Source organism: Roseomonas sp. BN140053 (assembly GCF_047690175.1).
In the GTDB taxonomy this organism is placed as follows: domain Bacteria; phylum Pseudomonadota; class Alphaproteobacteria; order Acetobacterales; family Acetobacteraceae; genus Roseomonas.
This window is the reverse complement of sequence record NZ_JBLLEB010000035.1, coordinates 33,438-44,126: the sequence shown is the minus strand read 5'-3', so window position 1 is coordinate 44,126 and position 10,689 is coordinate 33,438. Positions and strand designations below refer to the sequence as shown.

Annotated in this window: 10 protein-coding genes and 1 tRNA gene; 3 read left to right on the top strand and 8 right to left on the bottom strand. The window is 72.6% G+C overall.

What is annotated here, in order from left to right; genetic code table 11:
- Positions 1–36: 36 nt before the first annotated feature.
- Positions 37–110, top strand: a tRNA-Met gene (locus ACLIBK_RS21300).
- A gap of 192 nt (positions 111–302) precedes the next feature.
- Here ACLIBK_RS21300 and ACLIBK_RS21295 read toward each other — a convergent pair.
- The 8 genes from ACLIBK_RS21295 to ACLIBK_RS21260 all read right to left on the bottom strand — a co-directional run bounded on the left by ACLIBK_RS21295 (position 303) and on the right by ACLIBK_RS21260 (position 8,168).
- Positions 303–1,241 (bottom strand): alpha/beta hydrolase, encoded by a 939-nt coding sequence (locus ACLIBK_RS21295; RefSeq protein ID WP_415389319.1) that lies wholly within the window; start codon positions 1,239–1,241, stop codon positions 303–305.
- Positions 1,242–1,332: 91 nt separating this feature from the next.
- Positions 1,333–1,587 carry a hypothetical protein gene (locus ACLIBK_RS21290; RefSeq protein WP_415389318.1) on the bottom strand — a complete coding sequence of 85 codons (255 nt, stop codon included), beginning with the start codon at positions 1,585–1,587 and terminating at the stop codon, positions 1,333–1,335.
- Positions 1,588–1,601: 14 nt separating this feature from the next.
- Positions 1,602–2,609, bottom strand: a complete 1,008-nt coding sequence (locus tag ACLIBK_RS21285; protein WP_415389317.1) for a DNA/RNA non-specific endonuclease — start codon at positions 2,607–2,609, stop codon at positions 1,602–1,604.
- An 81-nt stretch (positions 2,610–2,690) separates the two neighbouring features.
- Positions 2,691–4,487, bottom strand: a complete 1,797-nt coding sequence (locus ACLIBK_RS21280) for a hypothetical protein (RefSeq protein ID WP_415389316.1) — start codon at positions 4,485–4,487, stop codon at positions 2,691–2,693.
- Positions 4,484–5,701, bottom strand: a complete 1,218-nt coding sequence (locus ACLIBK_RS21275; RefSeq protein ID WP_415389315.1) for an O-antigen ligase family protein — start codon at positions 5,699–5,701, stop codon at positions 4,484–4,486. The genes ACLIBK_RS21280 and ACLIBK_RS21275 overlap by 4 nt, the downstream gene beginning before the upstream one ends.
- Positions 5,698–7,092, bottom strand: coding sequence for an aspartate aminotransferase family protein (locus ACLIBK_RS21270; RefSeq protein ID WP_415389314.1), 1,395 nt, complete (start codon positions 7,090–7,092; stop codon positions 5,698–5,700). The genes ACLIBK_RS21275 and ACLIBK_RS21270 overlap by 4 nt, the downstream gene beginning before the upstream one ends.
- Before the next feature lie 159 nt (positions 7,093–7,251).
- Complete coding sequence (locus tag ACLIBK_RS21265) at positions 7,252–7,644, bottom strand: hypothetical protein (protein WP_415389313.1); 393 nt, start codon at positions 7,642–7,644, stop codon at positions 7,252–7,254.
- 59 nt (positions 7,645–7,703) lie between these two features.
- The gene (locus ACLIBK_RS21260; RefSeq protein WP_415389312.1) at positions 7,704–8,168 is read right to left on the bottom strand and encodes a cytidine deaminase; all 465 of its coding nucleotides are present in this window, start codon (positions 8,166–8,168) and stop codon (positions 7,704–7,706) included.
- Positions 8,169–8,410: 242 nt separating this feature from the next.
- On the opposite strand from ACLIBK_RS21260, the gene ACLIBK_RS21255 reads away from it, so the two are divergent.
- The gene (locus ACLIBK_RS21255; RefSeq protein ID WP_415389311.1) at positions 8,411–9,331 is read left to right on the top strand and encodes an aldo/keto reductase; all 921 of its coding nucleotides are present in this window, start codon (positions 8,411–8,413) and stop codon (positions 9,329–9,331) included.
- On the top strand, positions 9,321–10,673 hold the full coding sequence (locus ACLIBK_RS21250; protein ID WP_415389310.1) for an NTP/NDP exchange transporter: 1,353 nt from the start codon (positions 9,321–9,323) through the stop codon (positions 10,671–10,673). The genes ACLIBK_RS21255 and ACLIBK_RS21250 overlap by 11 nt, the downstream gene beginning before the upstream one ends.
- Positions 10,674–10,689: the final 16 nt, after the last annotated feature.

Sequence of the window (10,689 nt, the reverse complement as noted above, 5' to 3'; positions counted from 1 at the left end):
GAGAGGAACGTTTCCCTGTCCCACAAACACCACCGACGCGGGGTGGAGCAGCCCGGTAGCTCGTCAGGCTCATAACCTGAAGGTCACAGGTTCAAATCCTGTCCCCGCATCTCCCTTTTGCCCGGTAATCACGTTTCACGGATTGCAAATCACCCCGGTCTCCCAAGGCCCGGGGTGCTGCGCGTTTAAGTGGTTTTTGCAACCGACCAATGAAGGGCAGGGCTGTACGTTCTGGCTGCCGAGAGTGGCCCGAGTACTGAAATGCTGGCCGGTTTGCGGCATCCCGGGCCATTCCCACCTATTCAGCGCAGGGTGCGCGTGAACTCCATCAGCGCTCCGCCGAGCGCTTGGTCCGCGGTACCCAGTGAATACTGATCGGAAACGTGGTTATGGCCGCGCACCTGTAGGTAATGCGGGCATTTTCCATCACGTCGGCAGGCCAGCTGCATGAGTTCCAGCGTCGGCGTCGCCAGGAAGGGCGGGTCGTATTCCGCAGTGAACAGGAACAGCGGAAGGCGGCTGGACGCGGCGTGGGTCAGGGGTGACCTCGCTTCGTACTGGGAGGGGTCCGTGCCGAAATAGGCGCGCGTGTTGTCCGCCGTATCGGCGGCCGTGACCTTGAACACCCCGCTGCCCAGGATCAACCCGGCCAGCCCTGGGCCGGAGCTGGGATGCAGTTCGGGGTCGAAGGCGTAAGAGGCGGCGTGGGTCGCGCCCGCGGAAATGCCGAACAGGAAGATGCGCCCGGGATCGATGCCGAGGCGGGCGGCGTTGTCGCGCAGCCAGGCGATCGCCGCACCCACGTCGCGCGGCGCGGCCGGCCAGGGGTGCTGCGGCGCCAGGCGGTAGGTCATGGTGACGCCCAGCATTCCTTGGCGGGCGAAGAACATCGCCACGTTGGGATCGCGCTCGCCGCGCACGAAGCCGCCGCCATGCACGAACACCATCACCGGCAGCGGTCCGGCAGCACCGGAAGGACGGTACAGGTCCAGCACCTGCCGCGCGTCCGGGCCGTAGTGCTGGTCCTTGCTGGCCTCCAGCCCTTCCGTCCCCTGTGACTCGCGCAAGGGGCGGAACAGCGCGCTGGTGTTGCGCAGCACATCGCTGTTCCATACCGGCCCCATGGCGGCGATACCGGCCACGATCTCCGGCGGCAGGTTGCTGATCTGGGCCTGAGCCGGTGAGAGTTTGGCGAAGCCGGCCAGCGAGGCCGCGGCTACGAGGGCGCGGAGGCGGTGCATGCGAAGCGTTCCTTCCCTGCGGCGCCGCGTCGCGGCGGTGCCGTTTCGGAAAGGCTGCCCCGGTCCGGCCCGGACGCCAAGGGTAGCAGCGTCAGTCGAAGGGGTTCCGCACCACGGTGGTCTCCGTGCCCGTTTGCACGCGCGCCGGCAACCGGTCGGACTCGCCTTCCAGCACCGCGATGGCCTGATCCAGCAGGGCCCGCAGCCGCCTGGCGTGGGTAAGGCCCTCGCGGTCGCGGGTGACGTCCAGGCTGCCGAAGAGCGACACGCGGTCCAGCCGGTTCTCGATCGTCAGCCCGCCCAGCGCGATGCTGGCGGCCTCGTCGGCGAAGGGTTCGAAGGCCATGGTGCGGATCCTCCTCAACGACGGCCGAGCACGCGAAACAGCGCCAGCACGGCGAGCAGCGCGAAGATCGCTCCCAGCCACAGACCGAGCTTGCCGCCCAGGCTGGTGGAGGTGCGGCTGGCAGGGGCCGGGGCGGGCTGGCCGGGCGATGGGGACGGCCGCCGATCCGCGGTGACCGGGCCGGGTTCGCTGTCGCAGCTGCCGTAGATGTTGCTGGGCTCGGGTTCCGGCAGCGCCATGGTCCGGTTCCGTACGGCCGCGGGCAGGGAAGGGAAGATGTCCAGCCCGACGATGTCGCGCAACTCGGCCAGCGACACGGCGCGCCAGTTCAGCCCGGGGGCGTTCGGGGCGAGGTAAGCCCCGGCCTGCCCCAGGGACGGCACGTAGATCGCCTTGAACAGCGAAGTCGGCACCAGCACCCGGTCGCGCAGGCGGCGCAGTTCCGTACCCTCGAACACCGGGCCGGTCGCGACCCAGACCTCACCCTCGTCGGTGGCCAGTTCGCGCACGGTGCGCTCGATGCCCTCCCAGAGGCAGCGATTCGAGCCGGGCGACTGCGGCACCATGTTGGCCAGGGAGAAGCTCTCATTCTGCGAGGTTTCCGTGGCCATGTCGCCGGAGGGCGCCATGTGGCCGCGGTCGAAGCCGGAACGGGCGTAGTCGGCCAGGTCCGCCCGCTCATTCTCGGGCAGGCGCTGTTCCTCGTGAAAGGCGTTCTCGCGCGGCAGCTGGCGCGCGCGGCGCACCCGGGCGCGCGTCAGGCGCTCGGCGGCGGCGAGGGGCGTGCGCGACACGCCGCTGTGCAGCACCGCGTAGCCGCTGAAGCACAATTCGCGCGCCTGCGACGCGAGGGAGCGGCGCGCGATGTCCGGCGCGGCGCCGTCGGGATGATGCTGCGGGCAGGCGCTGCGGGCTGCTCCGGCCGGAGCGGCCGTGGCGAGGAGGCCGAGCAGCAGCGTCGCACGGAGCAGCCAGCGCGCGCGGCCGGACAGGCGCGTGCCGGCGGAAACGGGGTCGGTCATGGGCGGGGCGTGTAGCAGCTTCCCGCGGCGGTGCCCGCATCCCGGCCGCGCGCTGGGCCCGGCGGGCATCGCCCGGCCATTTCAGCCACCGCGCAGCGCGTCCTCGAAGCTGCGCCGGGGGAAGAGCTCCAGCCGGCCGCCGCGCGTGGCGTTGCGGATCCAGCCGCCCTCGGCCTCGGCTAAGCGGCCGGCGACGTGGAGCCCGGTGCAGATGTCGCGCCAGGAGGGCGGGATCCAGGCCCGGCCACTGCGGTAGCCGGGGATGAAGTGGTTGCCGTCTCCCTGGGCCAGCCCGTTCGCCACCGGCGCGGCGTCGGCGAAGTGGAAATCGACGCCGTAGAGCATGAAGCGCCGCACCCCCATCCACCAGCCCAGCTGCATCGCCACGAAGAGCGAGGAGCCGCCGGCCCCCACGACGCGGCCGGGGTCGAGCGAGAACAGCGTCGGCCAGATCGAGTATTGCCGCAGCCAGAACCAGTTCCCGGGCAGCTCCGGCCGGTGCTCGCTGGCCAGGAACACGGTGCCGCCGGCTTCCCGCACCAGCTCCGCGCCGAAATCGCCGATCACCTGGCCGTCGCCGCTCAGCGTGTAGCGCGGGCGCAACGCCGTTCTTCCGTAGGCGAGGTAGAGGCGGTTGAAGCCGAAGCAAAGCCGGCCGCGCAGCGCGTCGAGGTCCTCGGGCCGCACGGAAGGCCCGTTGCCGATCAGCCAGGCGGTTTCCCCGGCATGGCGGTTGCGCAGCGCGTCCAGCCCGGGCGCCCGCGGCCCGGCAGCTAGCCAGGGGCCGAGCGGGTTGGTGGTCATGCCCGGATCGGTGCCGGTAACCGCGGCGACCCGGGTGGGCGGCGCCAGCAGCTGGCCGCGCAGCAGGCCGGGCAGGGCAGGAGCCAGGGGTTCCTCGCGGTCGTCCACGCGCAGCTGGGCCGGGGTGTCGGCCCAGGCTTGCACCACCACCGCCGCGGCGCCGCGCTGCGGTTCCAGCGTGGCCAGCCCGGCGGTTTCCAGGATCGGCCGCTCCGTGCCGGCCGAAAGGAGTGGCGCGTCCCCGGCGGATAGCAGCAACCGCACCCCGGCCGGGTCGTCGCCCGGCCGCAGCACGGCGGTGGCCTCCACCCGCAAGCGGCCGGGCGGGCCCTCGCCGGTCTCCACAGCGAGGTTCAGGGCGGTGGCGCCGGCCACGCGCAGCTCCCCGCGCACGGCCTCCGGCGGCAAGGGCGTGTGCAGGCGCAGGCCGATCTGCAGCAGGCCGCTGCGCGGGTTGTAGCGGGTGGTCAGACCTTCCGCAGCGGCCGGCGGCCGCGCCGCGCCGGGGGTGGCCGGGATGCCCAGGCCGGCCAGTTCCCGTGCAACGGTGGCCGCGCCGCCGTCCAGCAGGGCGACGCGGTCGGGACCTGCCACCTCGCGCAGCCGGGCTGCCGCGTCGGGCGAGACAGCCCAGATCGCGGCGGCCGCCGCGAGTGACTCCGCCAGGGGGCCGGGCACCGCCCCAGGATCCGGCAGGACGTCGTCCCCGGGAACCGCGACGACCCGCAATCCGGCCGCGGCGAGGCCGGGCACCAGCGGCAGCAGTTCCGGGCCGCACACCACCACGGCGTCGGGGCGGAAGCGCGCGAGGTGGCGCAGCAGCCGCGCCCGACAGTGGGGACGCAGCGGCGGGCCGGCTGCTTCCGATGGCGCGGCCGAGTGTTCCGGGCGCAGCAGCAGCGCATGCTCCGCGCGCAGGCGGGCACGGGCCGCCGCGTCCGGCAGCGGACCGATCAGCACGGTGCGCAGCTCGCCGATCAGCCACAGGGTGGAGCGCAGGCGGAAGGCCAGCCCGGCCGAGCCGGGTTGAGGCGCCGGGGCAGCGGCGGTGAGCAGGGCGAAGCGCGGCGTCATGCCCGGCGGTCCAGCCCCGCCGCCAGGGCAACGGCCAGGGCCTGCGTCGCCATCCACCAGGGCTGCCAAGCCCCGAAGGAGAGCAGAAAGGTGACGGCCGCCGCGGTCATGGCGCCCAGCCCCGCGGCGGCGATGCCCGCGGGGATCGCCAGGGCGAGCAGCGCGACGAAGCCCGCCGCCAGCACCAGGCCGGGCCAGCCCAGCTCCAGCCGCAGCTGCAGGGCCCCGTTATGCGGGTGCAGCGGCAGGGACTGCACCCCGGGCGCGGCGAAGTAGCCGCGCTGGTCCGGGCGCTGCAGCGCCAGGTGGTCCAGCGTCGCGGCGCTGGGCGGCGCCTGCCCGCCGGGGATGGCGCGGCTGGCCTCCATGCCCCAGCCGAGCCAGGGGTGTTCGGCCGCCCTTGCCAGGGCAAAGTCCCAGATCAGCAGCCGGTGCACGGCGGAAGGCGGCAGCCGGGCCGCGATCGCCGGCCGGATCAGCTGCCCCGCCAGCAGCGGCGCGGCGAGAAGCAGGGCCGCGAATCCCAGGGCCAGCACCCGCCGCGCGGGGGTGGGTGCTAGGCTGGCGAGCAGCAGCACCGCGGGCCCGGCCAACCCCGCCAGCCGCGCGGACTCGCCGGTCAGCGCCGCCAGGGCCAGGGCGCCGGCGGCGAGCCCCAGCAGCCGGGCGAAGCGGGGCAGGGGCGCGGCCCAGAGCAGCGGCACCAGCAGCGCGGCCACCGAGGCGGCGGGTTTGAGGCCGAATTCCAGCCCGGGCCGCGTGGCATCCAGCCCGCGCACGGCCATGCGCAGGGCGTTGCCCGTCAGGTTGTCGACGGTGGACGCGGCCAGCCCGAACAGCACGCCCCAGAACAGGCAGTGCCCGAGCAGGAGTCGGTCGCACGGCGCGGTGGCCGGGCCTGCCACCGCCCGCACCGCCGCCCCGGCCAGCAGCACCAGCCCACCCAGCTGCGCCGCGGCCAGCAACGCCCGCGGCGGCTCCACCGCCCAGAGGGCCGAGAGCGCGCCCCAGCCGGCCAGGAGCAGCCCGGCCACCAGCGCTGCGCCGGAGGGCCAGGGCCAGCTGCCGCGCGCGCGGCGGTCGGCCAGCACGGAGAGCAGCAGGCAGACCACGGCGAGCGGCGCCATGGCCTTGGATTGCAGCATGGCCGCGGTGGGCGCGATCGCCGCGCCCACGGCCAGCGGAAAGGCGGGCGACCGCCAGCCGGCCGTCACACCACCGCCAGGTTTTCCCGCCGCAGCTCCACGGCGAGCTGGTCCAGCGCGCGGCCGACGCGGTCGAGCATGGTGTCCACCTCCGCCTCGGTGATGATCAGCGGCGGCGAGAAGGCGATCGTGTCATTGCCCATGGCGCGCAGGATCACCCCGTTGGCCTCGGCCAGCTTGCCCATCCGGGCGCCGACCTTGCGGGCGGGGTCGAAATTGCGGCGGGCGTGGCGGTCGGCCACCAGCTCCATCGCGGCGATCAGGCCGACGCCGCGGACCTCGCCCACCATCGGGTGCTGCCCGAAGCGGCGGCGCAGCTCGGCCTGCAGGTGGGCGCCCACGGTCTGCGCGTGGCCGACCACGTTCATCTCGTCGTAGATCTTCAGCGTCTCGATCGCCACGGCGGCGGGCACGGGATGGCCGGAATAGGTGAAGCCGTGGCCCCAGGTGCCGATGCTGTGGCTGCCCTGCGACAGGCCGGCGAAGACCTCCTCGTTCACCATCACGGCCGAGATCGGCAGGAAGGCGGCGGACAGCGCCTTGGCGCAGGTGATGATGTCCGGCTGCATGCCGAAGGTCTGGCTGCCCCAATAGTTGCCGGTGCGGCCGAAGCCGCAGATCACCTCGTCGGCCACCAGCAGCACGTCGTGCTGGCGCAGCACGGCCTGCACCTTCTCAAAATAGGTGGCGGGCGGGATGATCACGCCGCCGGCGCCCATGATGGGCTCGGCAAACATCGCCGCCACGGTGTCGGGGCCCTCGGCGCGGATCAGGGTGTCGATCTCCTCGGCCAGGCGGGTGGCGAAGGCTTCCTCCGTCTCACCCTCCTGCGCGCCGTGGTAGTGGTGCGGCGTCGAGACGTGGTGGATGCCAGCGATCGGCAGGTCGAACAGTGCGTGGTTGGCCGGCAGCCCGGTCAGCGAGGCGCTGGCGATCGTGACGCCGTGATAGGCCTTGAGGCGGGAGATGATTTTCTTCTTGGCCGGCTTGCCGATCGCGTTGTTCCGGTACCAGATCATCTTGATCGCGGTGTCGTTCGCTTCCGAACCGGAATTGGCGAAGAACACCTTGCTCATCGGCACGGGGGCGCGGGAGATCAGCATTTCCGCCAGCTCCACGGCGGGTGCGTGCGACTTGGAGGTGAAGGCGTGGTAGAAGGGCAGCTCGCGCATCTGCTTTTCCGCCGCCTGCGCCAGCCGCTCGTTGGAAAAGCCCAGCGAGGCGCACCACAGCCCCGCCACCGCCTCGATGTATTCGCGGCCCGCGTCGTCCCAGACATGCACGCCCTGGCCGCGGGTGATCACCACCGGGCCGTTCTCGGCATGGGCGACCTGGTCGGTATAGGGGTGCAGCAGGTGCGCGACGTCGCGGGCGGCCAGGGAGTTCAGCGGCGGGGTCATGGCGGATAGCCTCCAACTCGGTGCAGAGAACCGGTTATCCCCAGGCGGCGCAAGCGTGTCCCGGGCGGCGCGGCAGGGCGTTGCGGATGCCTGAGGGTCACCCCGGGGAAGGGCGCGGGCGCTCCCGGGCCGGGGCGCGCCGGCGGGTGGTTCCGGCGCTCAGGTTTCCTTGACGATGATGGTGTTCAGCGTGCGGCAGGCCGCCACCACGGCCATCAGCGCGACGCCGTTCCAGATCAGCCCCGCGGGCGTCAGCCAATGGTCGCCGAAGCGCAGCCGGTGGGGCAGTTCCGCCAGCACGGCCTGGAATTCCGGCGCCTGGCTCAGCGAGCCCAGCACGTTCAGCGCCGCCCACCAGCCGAAGCCGGCCACCAGCAGCAGCGGCGCCAGCACCTCGGCCACCATCTCGGCCAGGGTCAGGGCGAACTGCACCACGCCCCAGAAGCCGATTCGCAGCCCGCCCAGGGCCAGCGCGCCCAGGCGGTGCGGCCGGCGCAGGGCGGGGCTGGTGGCGGGAAAGCGGAGGCCGTTCTCCGCGGAAAGATCCGACATGCTCGCGACACCTCCGCCTGCGGCGCGGCCGGGATGGTGTCCGGCGCGCCAGGGTCGGACTAGGCCCCCGGCGAGGGCGGGGCAAGCGTCGCCGCCGGATCGCCGGCCGGGCCCTCGGTCAGGCTGTGAAAGGCGCCGGGCAGCAGCGCGTCGATGCGGTGCGGGCGCAGGCCGGCACGGTCGGGGCCGAACCAGACTTCCGTGTCCGGGGTGGCGAATTCCAGGATGCGCTGGCGGCAGCCGCCGCAGGGCGCGCAGGCCACCGGCCCGGCGGGTCCGGTGCCCAGGATCACGATGCGCCTGATGGCCCGGCTGCCGCCGCTCGCCACCATGGCCGAGATCGCCCCGGTTTCGGCGCAGCTGCCCTGGGGATAGGCGATGTTCTCCACGTTGCAGCCGGCGAAGCGGCGGCCGTCGCTGGCCTGGATGGCCGCGCCCACCCGGAAGTTGGAATAGGGCACATGGGCGTGGCGCTGCACGTCGGCGGCCAGGGCGAAGAGCGCGTCGAGCTCGGGGTCTGTCATGGGGCCGACCCATGCCACGGGACGGGGTGCCGGGGCCAATGCGGAAACGCGCGGAGGGGCTGCGCGTGCTTCGCCGTCCGGCCGGCACCCGCGGCGGCAGACGGGAGGAGGCGCCGGGCCTTGCCGCTTGCGCGCGAGGTCCGAAGTCTGTGACGCTTTGACGGAAACCCGCATTCCGCGGGCAACCCCCGCGCCGGCCGGGACGGGACGGGGGACATCCGGGACATGGAGACTGCCGCGCGATGCGAACCCAACGCCGTACCCTGTTGTCCGCGGCCCTCGCCGCCGGCCTCCCGCCGCTGCGGCCGGGCGGGGCGGCGGCGCAGCAGGGCGCGCCGCTGCTGCGCAAGCCGATTCCGTCTTCCGGTGAGACCATCCCGGCGCTCGGGCTGGGCACCGCCCGCCGCTACGAGGACGTGAAGAGCGACGCCGAGATCCCGCCGCTGCGCGACACGGTGGCGCGCTTCGCGGCAGGGGGCGGCACGGTGATCGACACCTCGCCCACCTACGGCACGGCGGAGGAGGTGATCGGCAAGATCGTGGAGGGTCTGGGCATCCGCAACCAGCTCTTCCTGGCCACCAAGGTCAGCATCAGCGGCCGCGAGCAGGGCGTGGCGCAGATCGAGCAGTCCTTCCGCCGCCTGCGCACGGACAAGATCGACCTGCTGGCCGTGCACAACCTGCGCGACACGGAGATCCACCTGCGGACGCTGCGGGACCTCAAGGCGGCCGGGCGCATCCGCTATGTCGGTCTGACCACCTCCTTTGAGCGGCAATACGAGGAGTTCGAGGCGGTGATGCGCCGCGAGCAGGTGGACTTCATCCAGGTCGATTACGCGCTGGACAACCGCAAGACGGCGGAGCGCATCATCCCGCTGGCCGCGGATCGCGGCATGGCCGTGATGCTGAACCTGCCCTTCGGCCGCGGCCGGTTGTTCGAGGCGGTGCGCGACAAGCAGCTGCCGGACTGGGCCGCGGAATACGACATAGCCTCCTGGGCGCAGTTCTTCCTGAAGTACCTCGTCTCGCATCCGGCGGTGACCTGCCCGGCGCCGGGCATGGCGCAGGCGCGCTACGTGGACGACAATCTGGCCGCGGCGCGCGGCCGCATGCCCGACGCCGCGGGCCGCCGCCGGATGGAAGCCTTCATCGATGGCCTCTGACACCGCCGCGCCCGCCGAGGGAGGCGGGCTGGCCTACCGGCTGCTACGCTACGCCATCGACGTGCGGCAGGCGGAGGTCGCGGCGCTGGGCTGGTCCTGGCTCTACGTCTTCTCGATCCTGTCGGCCTATTACGTGCTGCGGCCGCTGCGCGACGCGGCGGGGGTGGAGGGCGGGGTGAACAACCTGCCCTGGCTCTTCACCGCGACGCTGCTGGCCATGCTGGCGGTGAACCCGGCCTTCGCGGCGCTGGTGAAGCGCTTCTCGCGGCAGCGCTTCATCAGCCTGTCCTATCGCTTCTTCATGCTGAACCTGGTGCTGTTCGCATTCCTGCTGGCCATGCCGCCGGGGGAGGGACGGATCTGGGTGGACCGCGCCTTCTTTGTCTGGATTTCCGTGTTCAACCTGTTCGTGGTGTCGGTGTTCTGGGCCTTCATCGTGGACGTCTTCGACTCCGAGCAGGGCAAGCGGCTGTTCGGCTTCCTGGCCGCCGGGGCGACGCTGGGGGCGATCCTCGGCTCCAGCCTGACCTCGGGAGTGATCGAGCGTGTGCAGCCCTTCTGGCTGCTGCTGGCATCCATCATCATGCTGGAGGTCGCGGTCTTCGCCGTGCGCCGCCTGTCGCGGCTGAGCGAGGCCTTCCGTCGACTGCCCGGGCAAGGCGGGGGCGAGGCGCCGATCGGCGGCGGCGTGCTGGCGGGGCTGACCCACGCGCTGCGCTCGCCCTACCTGCTCAACGTCGCGTTGTTCATCCTGCTGTATTCCGTGACCTCCACCTTCCTGTATTTCCAGCAGGCGGAGATCGCGAGCACGGCCTTTGCCGACCGCGCGTCGCGCACCGCCTTTTTCGCCAACATCGACCTGCTGGTGAACGTGCTGACGCTGGTGGTGCAGGTCTTCCTGACCAGCCGCATCCTCGGCGCGCTGGGCGTCGGGCTGACGCTGGCGGCGCTGCCTTTGTGCAGCCTGCTGGGCTTCGGGGTCTTGGCGGTGGCGCCCAGCATCGCGGCCGTGGTGGCGGTGCAGGTGGCCCGGCGCGTCAGCAACTTCGCCCTGGCGCGGCCGACGCGGGAGCTGCTCTTCACCGTGCTGCCGCGCGAGGACAAGTACAAGGCGAAGAGCTTCATCGACACGGTGGTGTACCGCGCCGGCGACCAGGTCGGCTCCTGGAGCTATGCGCTGCTGGGCGCGGTGGGGCTGGGGCTGTCGGGGGTGGCCTGGGTGGCGGTGCCGCTCTCGGCCGTTTGGCTGGTGGGAGCGCTGTGGCTCGGCCGCCGGCAGGAGGAGCGGGCGAGGCTGCCGCGCCCGGAGGCCGTGCCCCTGGCCGTGGCCGGGAGCCCCTGAGCGGGTTTTCGCCGAT